Raw genomic sequence first — 26,064 nt, 5'->3', positions numbered from 1 at the left:
ACCATGCCCAGCACACCGAAGGCTCGCCCCTGCCCGGCGCTGTTCCTCACCGCCCCAGCCTCGCACCAGGGCAAGACCACGCTCACCGCTGGCCTCGCGCGCTACCACCGCGACCAGGGCCGCAAGGTTCGCGTGTTCAAGACCGGGCCGGATTTTCTCGACCCCTACATCCTCGAGCGCGCGTCGGGCCACCCGGTCCATTCGCTCGACCTGTGGATGACCGGCGAAGCCGACTGCCGTCGACACCTGTACGATGCGGCGGGGGATGCCGACCTGATCCTGATCGAAGGCAGCATGGGGCTGTTCGACGGCACCCCATCGAGCGCCGATCTCGCCCAAACCTTCGGCGTGCCGGTGCTGGCGGTGATCGACTCCACCGGCATGGCGCAGACCTTCGCCGCCGTCGCGCACGGGCTGGCCAGCTTCCGCCCCGGCCTGCCTTTTTACGGCGTGCTGGCCAACCGCGTCGCCAGCGCACGCCACGCCGAAATGCTGCTGCAGCCGCTGCCGCCCAGCCTGCGCTGTTTCGGCACGGTGATGCGCGAAGACGCCATGAGCCTGCCGGAGCGCCACCTCGGTCTCGTGCAGGCGCAGGAGATCGATGATCTGGAAGCGCGCCTGCAGACCGCCGCCGCGCAGATCGCCGCCACCGACCTCACCGCGCTGCCGCCGCCGGTCGCCTTTCGGCCAACGTTGGCCGAAGCCGTGCCGCCGCTGCTCTCTGGCGTAAAGATCGCCATCGCCCGCGACCAGGCCTTCTCCTTCGTCTACCCCGCCAACCTGGAACTGCTCGAAACGCTCGGCGCCGAACTCACGTTCTTCTCGCCGCTGGCCGACGACGCTCTGCCGGAGGCCGACGCCGTCTACCTGCCGGGCGGCTACCCGGAACTGCACCTCGCCACGCTTTCGGCCAACCTTCGGACCGCAACCGGTTTGCGAGACCACGTCGCCGCCGGCAAACCGCTCTACGCCGAGTGCGGCGGCATGCTCTACCTGCTCGACGCGCTCACCGACAAACAGGGCCACACCGGCAACCTGCTCGGACTCTTGCCCGGCCACGCCACGCTGGGCCGGCGCCTCGCTGGGCTCGGCTTGCAGTCGGTGGAACTCGACGGCGAAACCCTGCGCGGCCACACCTTCCACTATTCGAGCCTCACCACACCGCTCGCCCCGCTCACCCATGCCCGACGCGCCAGCGGCACGGCACCGGGCGAAGCGGTGTATCGCCACGGCAGCATCGTGGCGAGCTATTTGCACGCCTATTTCCCGTCTAACCCCATCGCCACGGCACGCCTCTTCACACCATGAATCGATACAGCGACCCCGAAATCGCCGCCGTCTACCGCGCCATCCGCGAACGGCGCGACATGCGCCACTTCCGCCCCGACCCGGTCGACCCCGAAGTCCTCGCCCGCCTGCTGCAGGCCGCGCATCTCGCGCCGAGCGTCGGCTTCATGCAGCCGTGGCGCTTTATCCGCATCAGTGACGCGCAACTACGCCGCGACATGCATGCCCTGGTCGAAGCCGAACGGGTGCGCACCGCCGAAGCGCTCGGCGAGCGCCAGGACGAATTCATGCGGCTCAAGGTGGAAGGCATCCTCGATTGCGGCGAAGTGCTGGTCGCCGCGCTGATGGACGGCCGCGAGCGCCACGTGTTCGGCCGACGCACACTGCCGGAGATGGACCTCGCCTCGGTCGCCTGCGCCATCCAGAACCTGTGGCTCGCCGCCCGTGCCGAAGGCCTCGGCCTGGGCTGGGTCTCGCTGTTCGACCCGGCCGCGCTGGGCGAACTGCTGCAACTGCCGCCGGGCGCCAAGGCCGTGGCCATTCTCTGCCTGGGCCACGTCGACGCCTTCTACGAAAAACCGATGCTGGAACAGGAACACTGGGCCAGCCGCCGGCCGCTGCAGGAACTGGTTTTCGAGAATGGCTGGGACCACAAGGCCGTGAGCACATAAAAATCCGACGCCGTCTTTTCCCTACATCCCCAAGTGGTCCAGGCCTGCCGTGGGGTCACCCCAACGCGCAGGCCAAAGTCATCCCACGCAAAAAGACCCGAACCGAAATCCAGGTCTGTTGCTCGACTTGCGCGCCTACCCTTCCTGCTCGACAAAGTCCATCTCCGGCGGGTCGCGCTGGAACATGCCGGTCAGGTAGGCCAGATAACCGATTCCACTACACAGCCACACCAGCCCCAGAATGATCGCGCGGCGATCGAGGTTCGAGAGCAACCACAGGTCGGCCAGCACCCCGCACAGCGGAAAGGCGAAATACAGCACGAAATCACGCGGAGAACGCCGCCCTTGGCCGAGGTAGTAGTGAAAGATCACCGACAGATTGACGAAGGTGAATGCCAGGAACGCGCCGAAGTTGATAAACGAGGTCGAGGTCGTGACATCCATCTTGAGCGCCAACAGCGCCACCGCTCCGCACACCAACATATTGTTGATCGGCGTCTGGAAGCGCTCGCTCAGTTGCCCGAACAGCTTCGGCAGCACCTCATCGCGCCCCATTGCGTACAGCAGTCGTGAGGCGCTGGCCTGAGCCGACAGGCCGGAGGCGAATTGGCCGATGATCAGCCCGATCAGGAAGATCGACACGAACACGTCGCCGCCGATGTTCTTGGCGATCTCGAATGCCGCCGCGTCGACGTTGGCGAACTGCGTACCCGGATGGGCTATCTGCACGAAGTAGGCCGCCACGATGAAGATACCTCCGCCGAGCAGCGTGATCAGCAGAATGGCGCGCGGAATGGTGCGGCGCGGGTCGCGGGTTTCTTCGGTTAGCGTGGTGACGGCGTCGAAGCCCAGGAACGAATAGCACGCGATCGCCGCGCCGGCCATTATCATCGGCTGTTGCAGGTCCGGCCGGTAGAACGGCTCCAGGCTCCAGAACGGCTTGCTCGCATCGCCGCCGACGTAATGGATGCACAAGGCCACAAACGCCAGCAGCACCAGAAACTGCACCAGCATCATCAGGTAATTGATGGTATTGGCCAGTTTGATCCCTACGATGTTGATCAGCGTGGTCACGCCGATGAAGGCGACGATCCACACGGGCATCGGCACCGCCGGAAACGCCGATGCCAGGTAGGAGGCACCGATCAGCCAGATCACCATCGGCAGGAACAGATAATCGAGCAATACCGCCCAGCCGACCAGAAAGCCGAGCTTGGAGCTGATCGATTTGCGGGTGTAGGTGTAGGCGGAGCCGGCGGTCGGATAGGCGGCTGCCATCCGGCCGTAGCTGTAAGCGGTAAACAGCATGGCGATCAGCGCCACCACGTAGGCGGCCGGCACCATGCCGCCGGTCTGCTGCGCCAGAATACCGAAGGTGCCGAGCACGATGATCGGCGTCATGTAGGCAAGCCCGAACAGCACCACCGAGCTAAGCGTGAGGGTTCGGGTCAAATGCGTTTGCTTCATGATTACATCCTCTATTTCTTGGGCAACCCGGCTTCTGAGGCGGGTTTGCGTTGATGCGCTACTCGCTCAGGCCGGAATCACGAATGCGCGCACGCCGGCGGGCTTCTCCACCACCTGTCCGGCCAGTGCGATGCGCCGGTCGGCCAGGTAGTCGTAGTGTTCGCGGCTGGCGGCTAGCCGGTTCAGATCCAGTTCAACGCCGAGTTGCTCGGGCTGCTGACGGCATTCGGCGACGACGTTGCCGAACGGGTCGATCACGGCACTCTCGCCGCAAAAGGTCAGTCCATCACCGGCGCCACAACGGTTCACCATCACCGCGAACACTTGGTTTTCCTGGGCGCGCGCCATGATCGCGCGGCGGTGCACCGGGCCGTACGGGTCCATGTTGCCGTTGGTGACGATCAACAGTTCCACTCCGAGCGTAGCCAGGGCGCGCGCCGTCTCCGGAAATTCGATGTCGTAGCAGATCAGGAAGCCAACCCGAACCCCGTTCCATTCGCAGCAGACCAGTTCATTGCCTGGGGAGAACACACCGCGGTCGGACGGCCAGAGCTGGGTTTTGCGATAGGCGAGCGCGATGCGCTCGGGGGTGATCAAGACGGAAGTGTTGTAGAAGCGGCCTTCGGCCGCCTCGGCGAACCCGATGGCGACCGACACGCCCTTGTCGCGCGCCGCCTGACGGATCGCCGACAGCGCCGGCCCATCCAGCGGCTGCGCCAGCAACGCAACGTTACTCTCGTCCGGGAACCCCATCAAAAAGGTTTCCGGAAACACAATCAGCTCGGTCTCTGGTGCACAGTCGGCAATGGCCGTCAGCGCCTGTGACAGATTGGCCGCGACGTCGCCATCCTGGCAGGGAAGCTGGGCTAACTCGATACGCATGAAGTAACTCCTGGAGGTGCAAAATAGTTCACGATCGGGTATACACACGGCCAGCCCGGCTGGACAGCGGCCTTGGGTGAGGGCGCGCCGCGGAGATACCTTGATATCAGTATCAGCCCGGCGCATGCGGTTGGATATTCCGCGGTTGGGGTAACCAGATAGGGGGATACGGGTGGGATTGAATCTTGATGATATCTCTTGGCACCGGGCGCTGGGCAGCCTCATCGATCGGCTGGACCGGCCGAATTTCTGGGCAGCACTGGTGCAAACACTGGGGGACTACGTGCGTTTCGACAGTTGGGTGGCGCTACTATTTCAGGCCGACCAGGCGCCGCAGGTCTTTGCCGAGAATCCGGAGGCCGATGGCGGCGTGGACCAGTTGTTCCAAGACTATCTTGCAGGCCTGTACCTGCTCGACCCGTTCTACGTGGCCAGCCGCGAACAGGCGGTGGCCGGCCTGGTACGGCTGGACGAGGTGGCACCGGACCGGTTCCGCTTCACCGAGTACTACCAGCGCTATTTCCGGCTGAACGTAGTCGAGGACGAAATTCAGTTCAACTGTCCCCTCGGACATGGGCAAACCCTTTGTCTGTCGCTGGGGTCGTCGCGGCGCTTTATCCCGGCCGAGATTGCCACCCTGAGCCGGATCCAGCCATGGGTGGTCAGTCTGCTGCGCCAGCGCTACCACTTCGAACTGACGACGCTGTCGACCCCTTCACCCATGATGTCGGGCAACCGACAGCAAGAGTTGGAACAGTCGATGGCCGAGTGGAAAAACGCCGCGTTGACGGCTCGTGAACTGGAAGTCAGCCGCTTGATGCTGGGCGGCTACTCCAGCAAGGGCATCGCGCAGAAGCTGGCGATCTCGGTCGAGACCGTGCGTGCGCACAAAAAACACCTGTACGCAAAGCTGGGCATCAATTCGCAATCCGAGCTGTTTTCCATCTTTCTGCAGGCCCAGCAGCGCTGAGACCGGCGAATCCGCTTGACCGTGCCGAAGGTTAGCCATCAAAAGAGGTCCTTTGAGCCCCACTACGGCGAGTCGGTTCGACGTCGCGCCGTGGGTGTCTAGCCTGGCAAGGCGCGGTACAATGCGCCCCTCCACCCTACACGGCGGCGAGAGCCCCACCCTACAGGAAGTCAGCGCATGGCCGCCAAACCCAAGAAATTGTCCGCAGCCAATCCCAGTCGCGACGCCAGACTGGCGTTGGAAAAGCGCCTGGCGCGCGCCGAGCAAGCCTGCCAGGCGCTGTTGGCAGCGTTCACCGAGCTGGAGAACGCCGGCGCTCTCGACGCCCACGACACCGCCCGCCAATATCTACAAATGTGCCGGGTGCACTACCGCAAGATCCGTAACGGCAAGGTGCTGGGCCCGGCCGACTTCAACGCCGCGGTCGACGTCTGCACCAGCGCGCGCCGCGCCCTCTTGGCGCTCGACCCGGCGTTGAACTTCGACAGTTTCACCCCGGCCGACACCCTGCGCGACCTCCTGCAACAGGCCGACGGCGTTTTGGGCGACTACCAACTGCTGAAGACAGGCGGCGCCAAGCCCTGAGAACCTGTTTACGATCTGCTGCGCGTCGGCGATACGGCGTTAAAAACGTCTTCGGAATGCGCATTTACCACGGGTAAACGCCGCTTCCTCAGCCGTTTTTGCCTTGTCTCGCTCTAGCTCGCGAGATCGTAAACAGGCTCTCGCCGCTCAGCCGATTTCTCCCCCCTCCGGATCAGTACGACAGGAACCACCCATGAGCGACTTCTTCGGCATCCACAGCCCCTTCATCGAGCATTGCGGCATCGTCGCCGTAGAACGCGAACCCGGCCTTGCGCGGGCACGCGTCGAACTGACCCCGCCGCTGTTGAACGCCGCCGGCAACGGCCACGGCGGGCTGTTGATGACGCTGTTCGACGTCACGCTGGCCGCCGCCGCCCGCGGCACGCGCCCGAATGCGACCGGCGTCGCCACGGTCGACCTGAACGTCAGCTTCCTGGAGCCCGCCAACGGCGTGCTGGACTGCGAAGGCCGGGTGCTGCGCGCCGGCTCGTCCCTGGTATTTTGCGAAGGGGAAATCCGCGATGCGGCGGGTGGGCTCGTCGCCAAGGCGATGGGCACCTTCAAGCTGCTGGCGCCGCGCGCGGCCGGACAGATCACCAGCGACTAGAACGGCTCGCCTACACGGCGTCCCGCGACGCCGCCGAGGCGACCGGACAGCGCTGCCCCCGACACCCCCAGCATCCACCCTCGCACCGCCAGCGCCAGCACCACGGCATTGAGAAAGTGCCACAGGAAATGCGTGCCGATGGCGAAGGCGGGACAGACGGCATTGTCGACGGAGCGGAAAAACAGCGACACCACGAAAGTGCCACCCGCCACCGCCAGCGACTTCCAGCCCGCGCGACCGGTCCGGCCATGCCAGACGGCGATGCCCAGCAACACCAGCAGCGCCGGCAGGTAGGACAGCGAACCGTTCAGCCATTGCGGATAATTCCCGGCCTCGACCCCGGCGGCGGCGAAACCCACCAGGAAAATCCCCGCCGCAACGCGCCGCCACCCGGCGATATCGCGGAAATAGCGCCAGAGAAACACCAGCTGGAACAAGAGGATGGGCAGCACATCGAGCCACTCGGCCCAACCGGTGGCGAAAGCGTGGAAGGTGAAGCTGCCGGCGCCGATCAACGCCAGCAACCCCGCCAGCCAGCGCGCCCGGCCCGAGCCCGCCCCCGCCATCGCAGCGTGATGCCACACCCACCAGGCAGCGGCAAAAAATGCCAGATTGCTCAGTGTATTGATCGGCTCGCCGAGCAAACCCGGTGCGATCCGCTCGCAGTACAAATCGACATAAGCCACGGGCGCCCCCGCCTGACGATGGAAAGACACCCACTCTAGACGGACTTGATGAAAGCACCGTGACCGTGCGCTTTCCACCATCGATCCCGCCCATTTACCCCTGGTGGGCCTTCAAGGCTGAACTCGGGCCACCCCCTTTCACACGGGTCAAGCCGGCTCACAGGGCATGCCGAGTGCCCGTTCCGACGGGTTGGCGTTCTTGTTCGGACGCTGCAAGATCCGCGAGGATGAGATCGATGAATTCCTGCACATGCGGCTTGTCCAGAGATGCCCGATTCACTTTCAAGTAGTACCCCCGATCCACGCGCAGCGGGGTATCGAACAATGGGCAGAGTGCGCCTTCGTTCACCAGCGATCTAACGAGGTGATGCCACCCCAGAACGATCCCCTCTCCGTTGACCGCCGCGTTTAACAGAAGCGGGTAATTGTTGCTGATCATGATGGGCGAAAAGTGCGGCACATCGAGGCCGCTCGCCCGGAACCAATCGTCCCAGGTGATCGGATGCCAGCCAATGGCATCGGAAGTCCAATGCTTGCGATGCAGGTCCAGCAAATCCGCCTGCCCCAGGCTTCGGGCGTCCGGGAACGGCCCGTGGCGCTCCAGGTAGGCAGGGCTGCAGACCGGCTGGACGATTTCTGGGAAGAGATAGTAGAGGTTTTCCCCGATCTCGCAGCGCTCGTTTCCACAAATCAGGGAAAGATCGACCTCGTCGAAGTTCCTCAAGGTGTCGTCCTCGTCCGAGGCCAGGAGAACGAACCTGACGTCCGGCCGTTCGGCACGGAACCGGTCCGTGAAGGATTTCAGCCAGCAGGCGATCGCCGCATTGGTGCCCGAACAGGTGATGACGGGAAGATCGGACGGCGCATTGATGTCGTTGATCGCGTCGCAAATGACGTCCAGCCCGCCACTGACCGCCGTCAACAGCCGTTGACCATCGGGTGTCAGTTCGAGGCTGTTGTGCTTGCGGACGAACAAGGCAACGCCAAGCGATTTCTCGAGGCCGCGAATCTGCTGGCTGATGGCAGCCTGGGTCACATTGAGCTCGTTCCCGGCGAGGGTAAAGCTGAGATGCTTCGCCGCGACTTCGAAAGTGGCGAACGAACCGAGGGAGGGAAGATAACGGCGTTTGAGCAGCATGCAGCAACAATAGTCGCCCGAAGGATCATCGACAACAGCGATGCGCGTCTTTTCAGACGCGCAAAGGGCGCTGTACCACTGAGAAGCGGCTGCATGATTCCTGACCGATTCTGCGTCAAGGAATCATGCAGCCGGCGGGCCGGATTGCGGCACCTCACGTGCCGCTTAGTGCGAATACCCGGCGGCGGTTTCGCTGAGGCTTTTTCCTTTGGTCTCGGGGGCCAGCCACTGCGACAATGCCGCGCCGAGGGCGGCAATGCCAGCGGCGATCAACATCGACGTCGAAGCGCCGAGGTTGGTCATGGACCAAGGCATCAGAAAGGTGCCGAGGCCGGCGCCGATCCGGCTGACGGAGGCCGCGAAGCCCGTCCCGATCCCGCGAATCTCGGTCGGGAAGACCTCGCCCGGGTAGATGCTGGTCAGCGTGTTATACCCCGCGTTGAAGAAGGAGAAGGCGAGGAACAGGACCAGCACGACGAGCGGCGGCGCATCCGCCCACAGGCCGATGATCGCGAGGAATGCAGTGCACAGCCACTGCGGCGGTACGGTCAACACGCGGCGGCCGGCCTTGTCGATGAACAGAACCGTGGTCACCACCCCGGCCACAGCGAGAGCGGAAAGCCCGATCCCACCGGCGAGCCCGCCACCGAGACCGTATTGCTTCAGCACGCTGTCGGCGAACGTGGCGATCGCAAAGTACGGGGTCACGGCACAGAACCAGAACATCGACACGAACAGCGTGGCCCGCCAGTACTGACGGGAGAAGAGCATCCCGAAGGTGCCCTTGCGGGTGTCTTCGTGCTGGACATCGGCCGTATCGGCGGCGCTTTCCATATACCGGTGAGCGATGCTGCGGGCCTCGCTTTTGCGGCCCTGGTTCCACAGCCAGCGCGGCGACTCCGGCATGCCGATCCGGGCGAGGAACAAGACCACGGCGATCAAGGTGCTCGTGCCGAGGATGGTCCGCCAGCCAAGGTCGGTCCACTCATTCAGCACGTGGCCCACGGCAAAGGCGACCATGAACCCGACGTACCAGGCAATCACGGTCAGGCCCAGGAGCCGCCCACGCAGCCGAGTCGGCGCGAACTCCGACAGCAGAGGCCAGCCGACCGAGTACTCGATACCGATCGCAATGCCCATCAACAGGCGCACCACGAACATTTGCTGGTGGGGGTCGATGGCGAGTTGCATGGTGCCGACGAACAACTGCATGACAGACGAGATCACGAACAGCGCCATGTCGATCATGAACAGCGGCTTGCGCCCGTACTTGTCGGCGGCCCAGCCTCCCAGCGGGGAGCCGATCAGGATGCCGAACAACGCGCCGGCGGCGATCAAGCCCTCCCAGACGGTCGAGATGCCCAGATCGGCGGTCATCTTGCCGGCCACCGGGCCGACGATCCCGAGGATGTAGCCGTCCAGAAACATCCCGCCCGCAAGGACGGCGATCATCCTGATCATGAAGCGCCGTTTGAACGCCACGGACGCTTCCTCCGCGCGGGTAGCGGCAGAAACAGCCACTTTCTTCTCGAGCGATAACATTATTTTTTTCTCCTCCAGTACTACTATTATGTTCTATTCGGCCGCGTGTATCGGGGAGCCGGGATGCAGCACTGCCCCACTCCAGCGCGCGTCAGAACGTGTTCACGATCGCGCTGCGCGCCACGGATCGGGCCCATGCACTACGTGCGAATCGATCACTGAGGGGCACTCGCGACAGATCGTGAACAGGCTCTCAGGAGAACCCTCCCAGACGCACCTCTTGCTCGAACGCCGCCACATTGCATGGTGCGCATTCGAGGCCGAATTCGGCAAACGAGGATCTTCATTAACGCGCCATAAGGCGCGTCTTATCTCCTGTCGGTCACTGGCGTGCAGTGCATGACTAAAAGTAGCTCCACCAACCGTCAGGGTGCTCGAGCCATATCAAAATATTAAATCATATAATTATTGACAAATAGCCTTTAGTGGCCAAATCTGAAATAACCGCACACCAACGCCCTCCAGGGCAAACGGCAAGATTCATCGACCAATGGGAGCCACAAAATGAGTGCTTACGACACAAGAATCGAAGGCCACGAAATGATCGTGGAGGGCACTATGGCGTTTCATTTTGAAAAACCGCCAGGCTTCAGTTTCAAGCCCGGTCAGGCGATGGACGTCGTCCTCGTCGATCCACCGGCTGCCGATCCACAAAGCGCCCGCCATGCCTTCTCTATCGTCAGCGCGCCGTTCGAAGAGCATCTGAGCATTACCACGCGCATGCGCGACAGTGCGTTCAAGCGTGCCTTGAAGTCGCTGGCAATCGGGTCGCCCATCCGGATCGAAGGGCCGTTCGGATCGCTGACCCTCCACAACAATCGTGCGCGGCCGGCCGTCTTTATTGCGGGCGGGATTGGCATTACGCCGTTCATGAGCATCTTGCGGCAAGCGGTGCAGGACGGGTTAGCACAGCGCCTGGTATTGATCTATTCCAATCGTCGGCCGGAGGACGCCGCCTTTCTCGCCGAACTGCAAGCGCTTGAACAACGGAACCATCACTTCCGTCTGGTGGCGACGATGACGCAGATGGAGCAATCCAGCCGGCCATGGACGGGAGAAGCGGGCAAGATTGACGAGACGCTGTTGAAACGGGTCATCAGCGAGCTTCCGGCACCGATCTGCTACCTTGCCGGACCGCCTGCGATGGTCGAGGACATGCACCGGGTATTGAATCTTGCCGGCGTCGATGATGATGATATCCGCACCGAAGAGTTCTACGGGTACTGAGAGTCGCTAACACGCATTCCGAATACCCGCCTCACCCCTGGCGCTCTCGCCGTCGCTCGGGATGGGGTCCCCCCAAATCACAGCGGAGGGAACCCTGAATGACAAACAGCACCTCGGGAAAAACCGCTTTCGTACTGGCTGGCGGTGGCAGCTTCGGCGCCATCCAGGTGGGGATGCTGCGGGAGCTGGTGAGGAACGGCATCCAGCCTGAACTGGTGGTGGGCTCATCGGTGGGAGCCCTGAACGGTGCCTATTTTGCTGGGAATCCGACAGCGGCTGGAGTGGCCAGCCTGGAAAGCATCTGGTGCGGGCTGCAACGCCAGGAAATATTTCCGCTGACCTTGCGTCACCTCGTCGGCCTGTTTTTCGAGTCGCCGTCTCTGGTCGATTCGGGAGGGTTACGTCATCTCGTTGAGCGCCACCTTCCCTACCGGAACCTGGAGAACGCCGCCATCCCCATACACATTACGGCCACCGAGCTGTTGAGTGGCGCCTCAGTGCGGCTGTCCTCCGGTCCTGCCATCGAGGCGATCCTTGCCAGTTGCGCGATACCGGCGGCCTTTGCGCCGGTTCTAGTCGGGGAAACGTATCTGATTGACGGCGCCATCGCCAGCAACACGCCCATCATGACGGCAGTCGAACTGGGGGCAAGCCGGCTGGTCGTGCTCCCCACCGGCTTTGCCTGCGCCCTCGAAGCGCCACCCGCAACGGTCATTGCCAACGCCCTGCATGCGCTTAACTTGCTGATCGCGCATCAACTCGTTCGTGATCTGGAGCAGCTCACCGGCCAGGTTGAGGTGATCACGGTGCCGCCGTTGTGTCCCCTGTCGGTATCGCCCTACGATTTCTCGCGCGCTCGTGAATTGATCGAGCGCGCGGCAGAGAACACGCGCCGCTGGCTGGAGAGCGGAGGAATGACGCGACAAAGGATTCCCGGCGCGCTACGGCCGCATGTCGACTGATTTCGGCTGCCATGCCGGCACAGCGTGGGCATGGCAGCCGATGCGCGCTTGGCAGCGCCCGATACCCGACATCAAGCCATGCGCGCTCTCATTTGCAGCGCATGTTGGTTGGAAGCGTAGATCGACTCGCGCTCCGGCAGCGGCTGCCCTGCCAGCGCGGCAAGCCAGGTGGCCGTATCCATCACATTGGCAAAACGCGACTGCAACACCACCATGAAGGTGCGATGGATCATCTCCGCACTGACGAGGCCGGCCCGGTTGGAATACGGGACCGAGCCGGTGGCGTCGTCCAGCACCTCGACGGCAAACCCGGTGTGCAGCGCCTGCTTCACCGTCGAATCGACGCAGTTGTGGGTCATGTAGCCCACCACCGTCAGCGTGTCGATGCCCTGCTCGCGCAGCCAGCTTTCCAGATCGGTGCCGGCAAAGGCACTGGGCAGGGTCTTCTCCACGTAATGCTCGGCGGGACGGCCGGCCACCACCGGATGCAACGCCCAGCCGTCGGAGCCGCGGGCAAAGATCGGCGAACCGGACGGCGCGCTGTTCTGCACCACCACGATGGGTATGCCCGCCGCACGCGCGGCGTCCATGGCCTGGCCGATATGGCTCAGCGACAACTCCACCGCCGGGTATTCGATCCTCAAGTGGCCCGTGACATATTCGTTTTGCACATCGATGACGATCAGCGCGCGTTTCATGGAAGCGGTCATGTCTCTCTCCTGGTCAACAAAGACGGGCCGGACAGGCGATGTCCGGCCATGGCGATCATTCTTGCCGTGCAGGCGGAGGCCCCGACACCACGCAATGGCGCCAGGGTGATCAGAGGCGACACCTCGTGTGTATCGCCAAGCGCGCTACAGGGCGATCAACAGGCCGGGCGAGAGCCTATCTCCCCGCCCAGCGCCGGTACTCGCCGGGCGTCACGCCGAGCGCGGCACGGAAACGGTTGGCCAGGTGGCTGGCACTGGCGAAGCCGCAGCTCGCGGCGATATCGACCAGCGCCTGATCCCCTCCCGCCAGCGCCTCCCGGGCGCGCAGCAGGCGACGCTGCAAGATCCAGGCATGTGGAGGTTGGCCGAACGAGGCGCGGAACATGCGCGCGAAGTGGTACTCCGACAGCGCCAGCTCGGCCGCCAGTTCGCCCACCGTCAACACGCTGTCGAGCCGGGCTTCGATCAGCTCCTGCACGCGGCGGCGCTGCGCCGGGGCGAGCCCTCCTCTCACGGTCACCGTGCGGCGCCGGCCGGTCTGCGTCAGCATCAGGTGGGCCAGCACCTCATGGCCGAGCGCGTTGCCGGCCAGCCGGCCATGCGGATCGTCCCAATCGAGACCGGCCAGTTGCCGGCACACCGCGGCAAGCCACGGGTCGTCCATGTAGGTGCGGTCGTAGAGCTGCTGGTCGCGCGCCTCGCGGTCGAGCAGGGTCAGTGCCAGGGCGTCGAAACGATCGGGGGCAAAGTACAGGTGCAGAAAGCGGATCGGGCCGCTGACGCGCCAATCCGATTCGTGTTCGGCGGGCAGGATGCACAGCTTGTCCGGCGCCCCACGCCGGCCGGGCTGGTCGCGGCGCCGAATGTCGAAACCGCCTTCGAGGTAGAGCGACAAGGTATGGTGCCCGGGACGGCTGTAGACGGTGTCTTCCAGCTGGTTGCGCTGCCACAGCGCGACCGACAGGCCGTCGCCGAGCGTGCTGCTGCGCTCCAGTTCGGCGCGGGTCTGGGTCAGGGTGTCGTAAACGGGTAGGGTGGTGCGGGGCATGATGTGGCTTTCTCGATGCCGTCAGTGTACGGCCTGACGGCCTATACGGCATCGCTCGGCACCAAAAAAGCGCAGGAATGTGCAATCCCGTTCCGCCGGGTTCGGTGAAACTAGCGCCATTGTCCCTCCCCCGGAGCCATCGCCATGAACGCCCTGCTTTACCTCTCCACCGTGCTGATCTGGGGCACCACCTGGATCGCCATCAAGGTGCAGTTGGGGCCGGTTCCGATTCCGCTCTCGATCGCCTACCGCTTTTTCCTCGCCGCCGCGGCGCTGTTCGCCATCCTGGCCTGGCGTGGCCAGCTGCGTCGTCCGCGCGGCACCGCCCTCGGCCTGATCGCCGCGCAGGGGCTGACGCTGTTCTGCTTCAATTTCCTGTGCTTTTACTACGCCAGCCACTATCTGCCGAGCGGTTTGGTGGCCGTGGTGTTCTCCACCGCCACGCTGTGGAACGCACTGAATGCGCGCCTGATCCTCAAGCGCCGCATTGCCCCGCAGGTGATGGCGGGCGGCGCGCTGGGGCTGGCCGGGATCGCCACCCTGTTCTGGCCGCAACTGGCCGGCCACAGCACCGACGGCGGCACCCTGCTCGGGTTGGGGCTATCGGTCCTGGGCACCCTGTGCTTCTCCGCCGGCAACCTGCTGTCGGCCCGGCTGCAGGCGCTCGGCCACACGCCGTTGCAGACCAATGCCTGGGCCATGCTGACCGGCGCGCTGATCCTGCTCGCGGGCAGCCTCGCCGCCGGCCTGCCGCTCACCCTCGACACCTCGCCGCACTACCTGGGCGCCCTCTTCTACCTCGCCCTTCCCGGCTCGGTGATCGGCTTCACCGCCTACCTGATGCTGGTCGGCCGGCTCGGCCCGGAACGCGCGGCCTACTGCACCGTCCTGTTCCCGGTGGTGGCGCTGAACGTGTCGGTGTGGCTGGAGGGCTATCGCTGGACGCCGCTCGCGCTGGCGGGGCTGATTCTGGTGTTGGCCGGCAACGTGCTGGTATTCCGTCAGCCTACCCGGCGCACAGCGGCCCCCGTCACCAGCCGGGCAGCCTGAGCCGCCCCATGCTGGCGTTACCCCAAACGAAATCGGGAAAAACTACACGATGACGGCGATGATCAGCACGATCAGCAAAATCACGATCAGGTCGTAATTGCTGAGCCGGCCACCGGCCGAGAGCGTATCGATGCGTTGAGCCAGAGTGGTGACTTCTTCATCGGTCATTGAATCGACGCGATCCTTGGCGAAGGCGGCCTGCACGCCAAGGGCCTGCAGCTTGTCACGGACTTCTGCCCGATCAAGAAAGGTCCTCACTTTTTCCCGATCGGCCTGGGCTTGCTGGGCCTGCTGCGCGGCAGCCGCCTGCTCGGTCGACACCATGCCGGCACGGGCCAGCGGGGCCTGCACCGCCAGGCATGACGCCAACAGCGCGGTACCAAGGTATTTGGCAATGGAAACAGACATTTCACACCTCCTGAACAAGAGTTGAAACCCGTCAGCGAGCCCCCTTTCCGCTTGTTTCAGTGTGGCACATGGCAGCGCAATGACAATCCGCCAATTCCTTTTAAATGCCCAAGGCATGTCCTCTGGATCTTCGGCCAACCTTCCCTTCAACCAGGCACGGTGGCCGGCCCGGCCCACGCTTTCCTGGCCAGTGGCGATGCCACACCCGCACCCGACGGGGATGAATACCCTTGGCAGTGCGTGGCATGACGGAGCGCCTCAGCCCGGCACAGACACGGCTCACGGCTTGGCGAACCGGAAGCGGCAGCAAGTCCCACCCCGCACCATGCATTCTTCGTGTGTCACGGGCTCTCCCACATAGCTCGACATCAGCGCCAGGTCCAGTTGGCACACTTCCGGGAAACGTGCCGCCAGATGATGAAAGATGCAATTGGTGGCCACGATGCCAGGCAGACCGGGGCCGGCATCTTGCGGCCGGGCATCGTAGCCGAGTTCCAGCATGATGTCGGCCAGCGCTCGGATGCGCGCTTCCGGATCGTTCGCCCGTGCCGGCGGCAAGGTAGCAGCCAGACTGGTGCCGATCTCGGCCAATTGTTTGGCAAGCTCGTCCTGGCCAAGCTTGGCTTCCAGCATCTTCAGCAGCAGCTCGGCAAACCAGGAATAGCGGCGGGGAAACACCTCCTGCCCCTTCGGGGTCAGCACGAAGAGCTGCTCAGGCCGCCCCCCCGTCGGCTGCGTCATCCCGCGTTCCACCAGACCATCCCGTTCCAGCACTGTCAGATGTTGCCTGACCGCGGTACGGGTAACGGCCAACTCCTGTGCCAGTTGCTCCACCGTCAGCCCGGCAGACTGCCGTTGCAGCAGTCGTAACAGTTGCTGCTGACGCTCACCCATTGCTTCCAACATGTCGCTACACCTTCAATTTGCCCGTTCAGTTTGATTATATCCTTCATGGCGCAAAAATCACTTTGATAAGTTAAAACACATTTATATTGTTTAAGTGACAAAATAGGCTACAATACAGCTCCCAAAGAAGCTTGAGCACGAAGGAGATTTCTCATGAAAACCTGGCAAAAAACCCTGGCAGCGTCGCTTATCGCGGCCTTCTTGTCCCCGCTCGCCCATGCCGAGCTGAGCAACAGCCCCAAGATTTCACAAACGCAAGTGGCACTGCGCGATCTCTGGAGCGGCCACATTTTCTGGGTGCGTAACGTCGCACTGGAAACGCTGGCACACGACAAGTCCGGCGCGGCCGCCGCCGAGCAAGAGGTGGTCGCCAACGCCAAACAGATTGCCGCGTCGATCCAGCCCTTCTATGGGCAGGCCGCCTCGGACAAGTTGTTCACCCTGCTCGCCGGCCATTACGGCGCGGTCAAGCAGTATCTGATGGCCACGGAGAAAGGCAGCAAGAGCGGGCAGGACAGCGCCAACAAAGCCATGGCCGCCAACGTGGACGAGATCGCCGCCTTCCTGTCCAGCGCCAACCCCTACCTGCCGAAAGAAACGCTGCAAGGCCTGCTGCTGGCCCATGGCGGCCATCACGTCCAGCAGATTCAGGAGCTCAAGGACAAGGACTACCGCCAGGAGGCCCACACCTGGGAAGCCATGAAACAGCACATGAACGTGATCGCCGATGCACTGGGTGGTGCCCTGGCCAAGCAGTTCCCCGAGCGCTTCTGAAAGCGGGCTCCCGCCTGAGCACACTCACCCTGACCCGCTAGCGTGCCCCCGCCATAGCAGGGTTGGCCGAAGCCCCGGCTAACCCTGCCCGCCCGTCCCGTTCGCGAAGTAGCACGTCAAGAAGTCCACGAACGCCCTCACCTTGGCCGACAGGTTCAGCCGCGGCGGGTACAGTGCCCAGATATCGGCCGGCGCCCCCTGCCACTCCGGCAAGACCTGGCGCAGGCGGCCCGACTGCAGGTAAGGCGCCACATCCCACAGTGAGCGCAGCAGGATTCCATGCCCCTCCAGACACCAGTTGACGGCGGTTTCTCCGTCATTCGTGGCCAGCGCCCCGCCCACCTTCACCGTTTCCTGGCGGCTGCCGGCATGCAATTGCCAAATGCCGTAGGCTTCCTGATTCTCACGGACCACGATACAGGCGTTCCGACTCAGCTCGCGCGGCGCCGTGACAGGCGCAAGGGCGTCAAGGTAGCTGGGCGCGGCGCACAGCACGCGGCGGTTGGCGACGATCTTGCGCGCCACCAGGCGGGCCTCGGGGGGTTCGCCAAAGCGGATGCTGACGTCGAACGCCCCGCCGGTGAGTGCCGGCATGCGATCACTCAGTTGAAGCTGAACCTCGGTTTTCGGGTAGGTGCGCACGAAAGCCGACACCGCCGGCGCGACATGCCGGCGCCCGAAGCCCAGCGTGGCGTTGACGCGCAACAACCCTTGCGGCTCCGATTGGCTGCCGGTCAGTTCGCGCTCGAGCTCGGCCAGATCGTCGAGGATGCGCTGCCCCTGACTAAGATAGCGCTCACCCTCATGAGTAAGCGCCAGCGTGCGCGTGGTGCGATTGAGCAACCGCACCCCCAGCCGCTTCTCCAGCGCGGATAGCCGACGACTGACCGCGGGCGGCGTAATACCCAGCTCCTGAGCCGTGGCGGTCAGGCTGCCGCACTGCATCAGGCGGGTAAAAAAGGCGAGATCGGAGAGATCGTTCATTGTTGCGTAGAAGTTAAGGATGGCTTTACTAACGATGAATTATAGCGATGCCACGCCGAGCTACACTGTCGCTCCAGACGTAACAGGAATCGAAGGCAATGACAGTGGCACTCTTGATCGCGGTAGCGCCATCCCTGGCACTGGGTGCCGTGCTGGGTGCGCTGGGCGGCTTGCTCGGCATCGGCGGCGGCATCATCGCCATTCCCGTACTGGTGCTGTGCTATGGCATGGATCAGCAAATGGCACAGGGCACCGCTCTGGTCATGATGGTACCCAATGTGCTGATCGGTTTCTGGCGTTACCGCCAGCGCAACCCGTTCCCGCTGCGCACGGCGCTGACCATAGGCCTGGCTTCGATCGCCTCCACCTACCCGGCAGCCCGGCTGGCGGTGGCGCTGGACGCCCATGCGCTGAAGCTGGCTTTCGCCGTATTCCTGCTGTGGCTGGCCGGTTACTTTGTCTGGATCAGCCGCCGTCAAGCCGGCGGCGAAGTCCCGAGCGCCGGCTGGAACGAACGCTACCTGCCCGCTGTCGGTGTGGTGGGCGGCTTGTTCGCCGGGTTGTTCAGCGTTGGTGCCGGCATCGTCGCCGCACCGATTCTGGTGCAGGGTTTTGGCAAACGCCAGGCGGTGGCGCAGGGACTGGCGCTGGCCCTGGTGGTGCCGGGCGCACTGGTGGCGCTGGCGACCTATAGCCGGGCCCAGCATGTGGACTGGCACCTTGGCGCACCCTTGGCCGTGGGCGGCATGGCCACCATATCGTGGGGCGTCGCCCTGGCACACCGCCTGCCGGAGCGGCGACTGAAACAGCTGTTCGCGCTGATGCTGTTGGGCACGGCCATCTTGATGATGCAGCCGCACCGAGGCGGCTGATTGGACCGGATTGCCCCCGGCCATGCCCCAGCCCCCCCGCCAAAACAAAACGCCCGGCCCCGCGCTTATGCGGGAACGGGCGTTGCTCAAGCTGTCAGCCCCTGGGGGCCATGGCGCTTAGCGCTTCACCGCCGCCACCTTGCGTGTCGCGGTGAAGTCGGCGTAGTGCCCCTTCAAGCCGTAGAACACGATGTAGCCGTAGCACACCAGCGGCACTACGAAGGAATACAGGATGCCGATGCGGTCGGCGAAGAACGCCTGGATCAACGGCACGATGGCACCGCCGACGATCGCCATGCACAGTACGCCCGAACCTTCCCCGGTGAACTTGCCCAGCCCTTCGATGGCCAGCGAGAAGATGGTCGGGAACATGATCGAGTTGAACAGGCCGATGGCGATCAGGCCCCACATCGCCGCTTGGCCGCCTATGCTCATCGCCACCGCGATCAGCAGCGCGTTCACCAGCGCGTTGAAGGCCAGCACGTGGCCCGGCTTGATCTTGCGCATCACCACGCCACCGATGAAACGGCCCACCATGGCGCCAGTCCAGTACAGGGCCAGATACTTGCCGGCCACCGCCTCGGACAGACCGGCAATCTGCGGCTGCCCCATCAGGCTCACCAGGAAACTGCCGATCGACACTTCTGCCCCCACATAGGTGAAGATGCCCACCGCGCCCAGCACCAGGTGGCGGTAGCCCCAGACGCTGTCATGCGCATGGTACTCGGCGTTGCCTTGCGGCGCATCGGCCGGGGTATCGCCCTCCTTCACCTTCGGCAGCTTGAACAGGCCGATGATCACGGCCAGCGCAAACAGCAGCGCGGCCAGAATCAGGTACGGCGTCTGCACCGAACCGGCCTCGGCAGCGCTGTAGGCCGCCAGCTGTTCCGGCGACAGGCCGCTCAGCTCCTGCGCCGGTTTCACCGCCACCGCCAGAATCAGCACCGACCCCACCAACGGCCCGATGGCCGTCCCCAGCGAGTTGAACGCCTGGGTCAGGTTGAGGCGGCTGGACGCAGTCTCGGGTTTGCCCAGCAAGGTGACGTACGGGTTGGCCGCCACCTGCAGCAGGGTGATGCCGGAGGCCAGAATGAACAGCGCGCCGAGGAAGAACGGGTAGGACTTGGCGCCGGCCGCCGGGTAGAACAGCAGACAGCCGAGACCCGCCGTTGCCAGGCCGATCATGATGCCGCGCTTGTAGCCGAGCTTTTCCACCAGGTAGCCCGACGGAAACGACATCACGAAGTAAGCGGTGAAGAAGCTGAACTGGATCAGTGCCGCCTGCAGGTAACTCAGGGTGAAGATCGCCTTCAGGTGCGGGATGAGGATGTCGTTGAGCGACGTGATCAACCCCCACATGAAAAACAGGGAGGTGAGCACCGTCAGGGCGCGCGAGTAATTGGTCTTGCCAAGCTGAGAGGACATGTCTGTCGTTCCATCCATACTATTTTCTGCTGTTTACGGTCAGCCGGCTCGATGCAGTGAGCGTCTGCATGGCAAGCCGGCGGTTTGTTGCGCCAGATATGTAGCATTGCTACAGATATTTTGTTATAGAGCACACCATCCATCTAGGACAGATCGTCACATATCGGCCGGCAAGAAAAGGTAACGTCGTTCAATATATCAATACAAAACAAGCATTAACCCTGTTTGCCCGCCGTATTTACACATCCACAACAGACTGTTTCCTGGCCCTGCCATGGACTCTGGTCGCGAAAAAACGTAGCAATACTACGCGTCAACCGTATCGCTTGTAAATCAGCAACCCCTCCTCCGCCCCAAAAACAAAAAAGGCGACCGAAGTCGCCTTTTATCTGGGGTACCGCTGTCGAAATCAGCCGAAATGGCAAACGTAGTGCAGGGTATCGACCACTTCGATATCGAACGCGCTGTTGCCGGGCACCTTGAACGACTCGCCCCCCTTATAGGTCCGCGACTCGCTCTCGCCACTCAGGGTGACGCGGCACTCGCCGGCCAGCACTTCCATGATTTCCGGTGCGCCCGTGTTGAACGTCAGTTTGGCCGGCAGAATGACGCCCACCGATTTCTTGGTGCCATCGGCCAGGACGATGTTGTGGCTGACGCATTTACCGTCGAAGTAAACATTGGCCTTCTTGACCACGCTGACGTTATCGAACTGTTCCATGCTCTGTCCTTATTTGTTCTGGTGAAAGGGCAAAAGTGTAACCCGCACGATCGCCGGAGAACACTCCCCGCAAGGCCGGCCAGCCTCAAAGGTTGGCCGAAGCCCCGTTACGAATGCTTACACGCTCCACCGTCAGCTTGTGGCACAATCGCGCCGTCACAATAGAAGGGGTGCGACCGCACGTGGTCCCAACCCACCCACCATCAACTCGGGGGACTCCATCATGCAACAGGACAACCGCGACATCCGCTACCTGGCAGAACACTTGCTGCACACCGGCGTAGGCGGCCTCGGAGAACGCGAGCGCCACGCCCTGATGCGCATCTCCAAACGGCTGCAGGCCACACGTACCGACACCAGCCTGCCTGACGACGGCGTCACCCTCGGCGAGCGACTGGCCGACCGAGTCGCCGAATTCGGCGGTTCCTGGACGTTCATCGGCATCTTCACCGCCGTGCTCATCAGCTGGACCATTATCAACACCGGCATCCTGGGCACCCGGGCCTTCGACCCCTACCCCTACGTGTTTCTCAACCTGATCCTGTCGATGTTGGCAGCGATCCAGGCGCCGATCATCATGATGTCGCAGAACCGTCAGGCCGCACGTGACCGCATGACGATGATTCGCGACTTCGAGGTCAACCTCAAGTCCGAAGCGTCGATCGATGGCCTGCACAAGCGCATCGACCATCTGACCTGGCAGATCCTGTCGGACCTCGACCAGCTCAAGCGCCTGCAGCGGACCCTCCCGCCCCACCCGGACGACACCCCGCCGCCGGGAACCCGAAAAAATCCGGACGGGACGATGTAATTCAGCCCTCGCTCACGGCTTGAGCATCTCCGCCGTTACCACAAAATCGTTACCGTGGCGCCGCACCAGCCTTTCCAGCGGCGCCGCAAAGCGGCTCCAGTTGCCCTGCAGCAGGGTCAGCGAATTCTCCATACCCAATGGCGGCAGCTGGAGCCAGGCGTCGACCGCCTCCGGCTCCACGTGAAAATGCGCCGGGTAACCATCCAGCCGGGCATTGATCAGAATCTGATTGTTGCGGTCGATTCTCGCCGCCAGCAGCATCAACATACGCCGTTTCTCCCAAATGGCAGCGAGACTAGGGCATCGCGGCGATTTGCACAATGACCGCCCCGTTCGCGCGCCGTCGGGAAAAGACCACATCACACATCCGGATTTAACCTTCATCAAGGTCCGGGGTCGCCCCGCATGACACAGTGAAACCCATACCGCCAAGGGTAGCCGTTCCGTCTTCCCTGCTACGCCTGGCACAAACCGTTATCATGACAAGAAACGGCAAAGGTGATGACAGTGAACAAGGCAACCGACCCGCAGACACGCTCCACCGCCCCCATTCTCCCGACCGTACCGCAGAACGCCTGGCCGGTGCTCGGCTGGTACGAGGGGCTCCGCCAGTGGAGCGGCCACTGGGCACGACTCTCCGGCCTGTTCGATGGCGAACCACCCACACCCCCATCCGTGTCCGAGCCCGGCTCCAGCGACGCCGACGACGGCCCCACCAGCCTCGACCGGCTGCTGCGCGCCAATCTGGGCCGAGCCACTCTCGGCATATCGCCGGCCAGCCTGGCCCTGGCTTATTTCGACTGGGCGGTGCATCTCGCCGTCTCCCCGGGCAAATGGCAGCAGCTAGTGGAAAAGGGCGTACGCAAGTCGGTCCGGCTCGGCAATTACGCCGTCAGGGCGCACGCCAATGCGGGCTGCCCGGCCTGCATCCAACCGCTACCGCAAGACCGCCGCTTCAGCAGCCCCGCCTGGCAGAACTGGCCGTTCAACCTGATTTCGCAGGCCTTCCTGCTCAACCAGCAATGGTGGCACAACGCCACCACTGGCATTAGCGGCGTCTCGCATCACCATGAGCAGGTCGTGTCCTTCACCGCACGCCAATTGCTCGACATGATGTCGCCGATCAATTTCGTCGCCACCAACCCCGAGGTACTGCAAACCACCCTCCAGGAACAGGGGCAGAACCTGATACGCGGCCTACGCCACTTCCAGGCTGACTGGGAGCGCGCCATCGGCGGCAAGCCGCCTCTGGGGGCCGAAGCCTACCGTCCGGGACATGAAGTCGCCATCACGCCCGGCCAGGTGGTCTACCGAAACCGGCTGATCGAACTGATCCAGTACACTCCGCAAACCGGGCAGGTTCATGCCGAACCGGTCCTGATCGTGCCGGCCTGGATCATGAAGTACTACATTCTCGACCTCTCCCCCGGTAACTCGCTGGTCAACTACCTGGTCGGACAGGGCCACACCGTGTTCATGATCTCCTGGCACAACCCGCACAGCGACGACCGCGACATCGGACTGGAAGACTACCTGCGGCTGGGCGTCCTGGATGCGCTCGACGCCATCCGCGCCATCGTCCCCGACGCCCCGGTCCACAGCGTCGGCTATTGCCTGGGCGGCACCTTGCTGTCGATCGCGGCGGCCTATCTGGCACGCGAAGCCGATCCGATCCTGGCCTCGGTCACCCTGCTGGCGGCGCAGACCGATTTTACCGAAGCCGGCGAACTGATGCTGTTCATCGACCACAGCCAGTTGAGCTACCTCGAAGACATCATGTGGGACCAGGGTTACCTCGACACCAAGCAGATGGCAGGCGCCTTTCAGCTACTGCGTTCCAACGACCTGATCTGGTCGCGCCTGGTGCACGAATACCTGATGGGACGGCGCGAGCCGTTGAACGACATGATGGCCTGGAATGCCGACGCCACGCGCATGCCCTACCGCATGCACAGCGAGTACCTGCGCCGTTTCTTCCTCAACAACGACCTGGCCGAAGGCCGCTACCGCATCGGCGGCCGCCCCGTGGTGCTGAGCGACATCCGCGTGCCGATGTTTGTCGTGGCCACGGAAACCGACCACGTCGCGCCCTGGCGATCGGTGTATAAAATCCACCTTGCCGCCGATGCCGACATCAGCTTCCTGCTCACCAGCGGCGGCCACAACGCCGGCATTGTCAGCGAACCGGGCCACGACGGCAGACACTACCGGCTCTCGCACCGCCCCAGCGACCACCCCTACATCGACCCGGAAACCTGGTTTGCCTCCACCACCCCTCACGAAGGCTCATGGTGGCCGGCCTGGTCTGAGTGGCTGCGAAGCCACTCAGACGGCCTCCGGGAGCCGCCGCCGATGGGCGCCGCCGAGCAAGGCTACCCACCATTGGGCAACGCCCCCGGTAGCTACGTGCTGCAACGCTGAGCCGCCGCCTGCCAATTCTGACAAGGCGGCATGTGGCCAAAGGTAAAGACCTCAATGGCCGAGCGTATTGCCGCCCCACTCCCAGACGGGAGTCGACCTCACCGGATGCAGTTCGTCGTAATAATTGAGCAGGTTGCCCAGCTCCATGACGATTTCCAGTTGAAACCCCTGTCGTCCGCCACGCTCATCCAGCATCAGGCTGTCCAGATAGCGGCGGCATGAGTTCTCTTCAGACCACAGCTGGGCCAGTCGATTGACGATACGGGCATACTGCCGCGACAGCTTCAATGGACGTACCGGGGCAGGCAAATCCAGCAGCCAGCGCATGGCCTCGACCTGCAATTTGAGCTGCTCGGGTGGGAGCGGCGTGCGCACGAAGGCAAAAGGACGGCTATTCATGGCGTTCATATGCTTTCTGCCAAGCGGCGAATTCTGTAATACGGGCACCCTTGGCGTGCCCGGCATCATGTTGATTTGATGATAGTTTTCCCCATCAAAAAATGACAGCCGCAAAACCTCTCCCAAAGGCAGCCTACTCGATGCACTCAACGCCGCCACCGCCGACCGGCCATCCCGCGGCCCGGCCATCAACCAAGCCGCCCGGAGTACACCCTGAAGACAATGCATGAAACGGACCAGCACGCACCGGGAAGGTCGATACCAGTACTGAAGCCGTGCTGGCGACGCACCCCAAAGACCCTCTTTATCAAGCGTGGAAAAGCAGGAATCGGGTTGCACGCGGAGACAAGCCTGTTTACCCTTTGCGGACCGAAGCACACAACCACAATGACGAAAACATGACTCAACGGCTGACAATAGGCAAATGGATTGGCCCTGCCGGCCCTGTCGGGCGCTGGGGAGCAGCCATCGCGCTGGCGGCTTCACTTCTTTTATCGCCCACGCTGAGGGCTGAAGCGCTACCGCCCCTGACGCTGACCACCGAGTCGTATCCGCCAAATCAGATGATGATCAACGGGCAGCTCGCCGGAGTCGTTACCGACAAGGTGCGCGAAATGATGGCCCGCACCCATATCGACTATCGCATCGTGGTGCTGCCTTGGCTTCGGGCCTACTCGTTGGCGCAGACCCAGGCCAATTACTGCGTGTTCAATACGGCTCACACGCCGGACCGTGACAAGTTGTTCAAGTGGGTCGAACCGACAACCTACGCCGACTGGACGCTGTTTGGCCTGGCCAGCCGGAAATTCGACATCGACAACCTCGAAGACGCCCGACGCTACGTCATCGGCACCTACAACGGCGACATCCGTGACAGCTATCTGAAAGAACGCGGCTTTATCGTCGATACCGCCATCGAGGAAAGTGCCAATCCGCGCAAGCTGGTCGCCCAGCGTATCGACCTGTGGGCCGCCAACCGCCTGGTCGCCGCCGATCTTCTGCGCAAAGCCGGCCTGACCAAGCAAGTGGTGCCGGTACACACCTTCTTCCGCGTTACCGGCGGCCTGGCCTGCAGCCTGGCAACGCCGGATGCCACCATCACTAGCTTGCGCCAGGCCTTGGCCAGCATGGTCAACGACGGCACCACCGCCAAGATCGAACAACGCTACGCCAACTGGCAGCCCGATCCCTGACCCTGCCAAACCCTGCCCCGCCTCGACAACTCACCATCCCCTGCCATCACCGACGCCATGAACTAGACTGAATGTGACAGGCACGTGCTGGTTGGAGGTGGGGAGTACCGAGATGAAATCGCAAGGCAAACAGGGCGGTTGGTACACCGGCCTATTGATGATCAGCATCATCATGGTCGTTGTGCTGTTCGTTTCCGCACCATGGATTCCGTTGGCCCTCTTGGCGGCGCTTGCCGTGGTGGGGGTGATCCAGGGGATTTCCTGGTTGTTCGACAACAGGAAACACCGCCACGATCATACCCATGCCCACTGAGGGCA

28 protein-coding genes are annotated in these 26,064 nt (G+C 63.2%); 14 read left to right on the top strand and 14 right to left on the bottom strand.

Annotated features, from left to right (window positions below; all coding sequences use genetic code 11):
- The first annotated feature begins 3 nt into the window (after window positions 1-3).
- Together NH8B_RS08885 and bluB are read left to right on the top strand one after the other, a co-directional pair.
- Window positions 4-1,308 carry a cobyrinate a,c-diamide synthase gene (locus NH8B_RS08885; protein ID WP_014086985.1) on the top strand — a complete coding sequence of 435 codons (1,305 nt, stop codon included), beginning with the start codon at window positions 4-6 and terminating at the stop codon, window positions 1,306-1,308.
- The gene (bluB, locus tag NH8B_RS08880) at window positions 1,305-1,958 is read left to right on the top strand and encodes a 5,6-dimethylbenzimidazole synthase (protein WP_014086984.1); all 654 of its coding nucleotides are present in this window, start codon (window positions 1,305-1,307) and stop codon (window positions 1,956-1,958) included. Before NH8B_RS08885 ends, bluB begins: the two co-directional genes overlap by 4 nt.
- A 135-nt stretch (window positions 1,959-2,093) precedes the next feature.
- On the opposite strand, the gene NH8B_RS08875 is transcribed toward bluB, so the two are convergent.
- Both NH8B_RS08875 and NH8B_RS08870 read right to left on the bottom strand, forming a co-directional pair.
- Window positions 2,094-3,425, bottom strand: coding sequence for an APC family permease (locus NH8B_RS08875; protein ID WP_014086983.1), 1,332 nt, complete (start codon window positions 3,423-3,425; stop codon window positions 2,094-2,096).
- Window positions 3,426-3,491: 66 nt separating this feature from the next.
- Entirely contained in the window at window positions 3,492-4,307 is an 816-nt protein-coding gene (locus NH8B_RS08870) for a carbon-nitrogen hydrolase family protein (RefSeq protein ID WP_014086982.1), read from the bottom strand.
- A gap of 172 nt (window positions 4,308-4,479) precedes the next feature.
- On the opposite strand from NH8B_RS08870, the gene NH8B_RS08865 reads away from it, so the two are divergent.
- The 3 genes from NH8B_RS08865 (at window position 4,480) to NH8B_RS08855 (ending at window position 6,469) form a co-directional block, all read left to right on the top strand.
- Window positions 4,480-5,277: a helix-turn-helix transcriptional regulator gene (locus NH8B_RS08865; RefSeq protein ID WP_014086981.1), complete on the top strand. Its 798-nt coding sequence runs from the start codon at window positions 4,480-4,482 to the stop codon at window positions 5,275-5,277.
- A 177-nt stretch (window positions 5,278-5,454) separates the two neighbouring features.
- Window positions 5,455-5,862, top strand: a complete 408-nt coding sequence (locus tag NH8B_RS08860; RefSeq protein ID WP_014086980.1) for a hypothetical protein — start codon at window positions 5,455-5,457, stop codon at window positions 5,860-5,862.
- A gap of 193 nt (window positions 5,863-6,055) precedes the next feature.
- Entirely contained in the window at window positions 6,056-6,469 is a 414-nt protein-coding gene (locus NH8B_RS08855; protein ID WP_014086979.1) for a PaaI family thioesterase, read from the top strand.
- Here NH8B_RS08855 and NH8B_RS08850 read toward each other — a convergent pair.
- The 3 genes from NH8B_RS08850 to NH8B_RS08840 all read right to left on the bottom strand — a co-directional run bounded on the left by NH8B_RS08850 (window position 6,466) and on the right by NH8B_RS08840 (window position 9,835).
- Window positions 6,466-7,155 (bottom strand): ceramidase domain-containing protein, encoded by a 690-nt coding sequence (locus NH8B_RS08850; RefSeq protein ID WP_014086978.1) that lies wholly within the window; start codon window positions 7,153-7,155, stop codon window positions 6,466-6,468. The two genes, NH8B_RS08855 and NH8B_RS08850, sit on opposite strands and share 4 nt — an antisense overlap.
- Window positions 7,156-7,312: 157 nt before the next feature.
- Window positions 7,313-8,293: a LysR family transcriptional regulator gene (locus NH8B_RS08845; protein WP_014086977.1), complete on the bottom strand. Its 981-nt coding sequence runs from the start codon at window positions 8,291-8,293 to the stop codon at window positions 7,313-7,315.
- A gap of 165 nt (window positions 8,294-8,458) precedes the next feature.
- Window positions 8,459-9,835, bottom strand: a complete 1,377-nt coding sequence (locus NH8B_RS08840) for an MFS transporter (RefSeq protein WP_014086976.1) — start codon at window positions 9,833-9,835, stop codon at window positions 8,459-8,461.
- A 504-nt stretch (window positions 9,836-10,339) separates the two neighbouring features.
- Between NH8B_RS08840 and NH8B_RS08835 the strand changes: the two genes are divergently transcribed.
- On the top strand, window positions 10,340-11,062 hold the full coding sequence (locus tag NH8B_RS08835) for a ferredoxin--NADP reductase (protein WP_014086975.1): 723 nt from the start codon (window positions 10,340-10,342) through the stop codon (window positions 11,060-11,062).
- Between the two features lie 98 nt (window positions 11,063-11,160).
- Window positions 11,161-12,024, top strand: coding sequence for a patatin-like phospholipase family protein (locus NH8B_RS08830; protein ID WP_014086974.1), 864 nt, complete (start codon window positions 11,161-11,163; stop codon window positions 12,022-12,024).
- Between the two features lie 71 nt (window positions 12,025-12,095).
- Here the strand turns inward: NH8B_RS08830 and NH8B_RS08825 are convergent, their stop codons facing one another.
- Both NH8B_RS08825 and NH8B_RS08820 read right to left on the bottom strand, forming a co-directional pair.
- Window positions 12,096-12,734, bottom strand: coding sequence for a cysteine hydrolase family protein (locus tag NH8B_RS08825; RefSeq protein WP_014086973.1), 639 nt, complete (start codon window positions 12,732-12,734; stop codon window positions 12,096-12,098).
- A 175-nt stretch (window positions 12,735-12,909) separates the two neighbouring features.
- Entirely contained in the window at window positions 12,910-13,782 is an 873-nt protein-coding gene (locus NH8B_RS08820) for an AraC family transcriptional regulator (RefSeq protein WP_014086972.1), read from the bottom strand.
- Between the two features lie 144 nt (window positions 13,783-13,926).
- On the opposite strand from NH8B_RS08820, the gene NH8B_RS08815 reads away from it, so the two are divergent.
- Complete coding sequence (locus NH8B_RS08815) at window positions 13,927-14,832, top strand: DMT family transporter (protein ID WP_014086971.1); 906 nt, start codon at window positions 13,927-13,929, stop codon at window positions 14,830-14,832.
- 42 nt (window positions 14,833-14,874) lie between these two features.
- On the opposite strand, the gene NH8B_RS08810 is transcribed toward NH8B_RS08815, so the two are convergent.
- Together NH8B_RS08810 and NH8B_RS08805 are read right to left on the bottom strand one after the other, a co-directional pair.
- A complete protein-coding gene (locus NH8B_RS08810; RefSeq protein ID WP_008954017.1) occupies window positions 14,875-15,240 on the bottom strand; it encodes a PA2779 family protein in 366 nt (121 codons plus the stop codon).
- A gap of 279 nt (window positions 15,241-15,519) precedes the next feature.
- Window positions 15,520-16,146 (bottom strand): helix-turn-helix transcriptional regulator, encoded by a 627-nt coding sequence (locus NH8B_RS08805; RefSeq protein WP_014086970.1) that lies wholly within the window; start codon window positions 16,144-16,146, stop codon window positions 15,520-15,522.
- A gap of 153 nt (window positions 16,147-16,299) precedes the next feature.
- On the opposite strand from NH8B_RS08805, the gene NH8B_RS08800 reads away from it, so the two are divergent.
- The gene (locus NH8B_RS08800; RefSeq protein ID WP_014086969.1) at window positions 16,300-16,920 is read left to right on the top strand and encodes a hypothetical protein; all 621 of its coding nucleotides are present in this window, start codon (window positions 16,300-16,302) and stop codon (window positions 16,918-16,920) included.
- Window positions 16,921-16,998: 78 nt separating this feature from the next.
- Here NH8B_RS08800 and NH8B_RS08795 read toward each other — a convergent pair whose 3' ends face one another.
- Window positions 16,999-17,904: a LysR family transcriptional regulator gene (locus tag NH8B_RS08795; RefSeq protein ID WP_014086968.1), complete on the bottom strand. Its 906-nt coding sequence runs from the start codon at window positions 17,902-17,904 to the stop codon at window positions 16,999-17,001.
- A 98-nt stretch (window positions 17,905-18,002) separates the two neighbouring features.
- Between NH8B_RS08795 and NH8B_RS08790 the strand changes: the two genes are divergently transcribed.
- Window positions 18,003-18,776 (top strand): sulfite exporter TauE/SafE family protein, encoded by a 774-nt coding sequence (locus NH8B_RS08790; RefSeq protein WP_014086967.1) that lies wholly within the window; start codon window positions 18,003-18,005, stop codon window positions 18,774-18,776.
- 117 nt (window positions 18,777-18,893) lie between these two features.
- Here the strand turns inward: NH8B_RS08790 and fucP are convergent, their stop codons facing one another.
- Window positions 18,894-20,201, bottom strand: coding sequence for an L-fucose:H+ symporter permease (gene fucP, locus NH8B_RS08785; protein ID WP_014086966.1), 1,308 nt, complete (start codon window positions 20,199-20,201; stop codon window positions 18,894-18,896).
- 409 nt (window positions 20,202-20,610) lie between these two features.
- Entirely contained in the window at window positions 20,611-20,922 is a 312-nt protein-coding gene (locus tag NH8B_RS08780) for a pyrimidine/purine nucleoside phosphorylase (protein WP_014086965.1), read from the bottom strand.
- Between the two features lie 223 nt (window positions 20,923-21,145).
- Here NH8B_RS08780 and NH8B_RS08775 point away from each other — a divergent pair, with 223 nt between their 5' ends.
- The gene (locus tag NH8B_RS08775; protein WP_014086963.1) at window positions 21,146-21,733 is read left to right on the top strand and encodes a DUF1003 domain-containing protein; all 588 of its coding nucleotides are present in this window, start codon (window positions 21,146-21,148) and stop codon (window positions 21,731-21,733) included.
- A 12-nt stretch (window positions 21,734-21,745) separates the two neighbouring features.
- Here NH8B_RS08775 and NH8B_RS08770 read toward each other — a convergent pair whose 3' ends face one another.
- On the bottom strand, window positions 21,746-22,000 hold the full coding sequence (locus tag NH8B_RS08770; protein ID WP_014086962.1) for a hypothetical protein: 255 nt from the start codon (window positions 21,998-22,000) through the stop codon (window positions 21,746-21,748).
- Window positions 22,001-22,234: 234 nt separating this feature from the next.
- Between NH8B_RS08770 and NH8B_RS08765 the strand changes: the two genes are divergently transcribed.
- Window positions 22,235-24,154 carry a PHA/PHB synthase family protein gene (locus NH8B_RS08765; protein WP_014086961.1) on the top strand — a complete coding sequence of 640 codons (1,920 nt, stop codon included), beginning with the start codon at window positions 22,235-22,237 and terminating at the stop codon, window positions 24,152-24,154.
- 51 nt (window positions 24,155-24,205) lie between these two features.
- Here NH8B_RS08765 and NH8B_RS21205 read toward each other — a convergent pair whose 3' ends face one another.
- Window positions 24,206-24,892: a hypothetical protein gene (locus NH8B_RS21205; RefSeq protein ID WP_232503550.1), complete on the bottom strand. Its 687-nt coding sequence runs from the start codon at window positions 24,890-24,892 to the stop codon at window positions 24,206-24,208.
- Window positions 24,893-24,951: 59 nt separating this feature from the next.
- On the opposite strand from NH8B_RS21205, the gene NH8B_RS08755 reads away from it, so the two are divergent.
- Together NH8B_RS08755 and NH8B_RS08750 are read left to right on the top strand one after the other, a co-directional pair.
- Window positions 24,952-25,746 carry a substrate-binding periplasmic protein gene (locus NH8B_RS08755; RefSeq protein WP_014086959.1) on the top strand — a complete coding sequence of 265 codons (795 nt, stop codon included), beginning with the start codon at window positions 24,952-24,954 and terminating at the stop codon, window positions 25,744-25,746.
- Window positions 25,747-25,858: 112 nt separating this feature from the next.
- Complete coding sequence (locus tag NH8B_RS08750) at window positions 25,859-26,059, top strand: hypothetical protein (RefSeq protein ID WP_014086958.1); 201 nt, start codon at window positions 25,859-25,861, stop codon at window positions 26,057-26,059.
- The last annotated feature ends 5 nt before the right edge of the window (window positions 26,060-26,064 follow it).

The sequence above is a fragment of the Pseudogulbenkiania sp. NH8B genome (assembly GCF_000283535.1).
Lineage (GTDB): Bacteria > Pseudomonadota > Gammaproteobacteria > Burkholderiales > Chromobacteriaceae > Pseudogulbenkiania > Pseudogulbenkiania ferrooxidans.
Note: the sequence above shows the minus strand (reverse complement) of the source record. Positions and strands in the feature narration are given on the sequence as shown.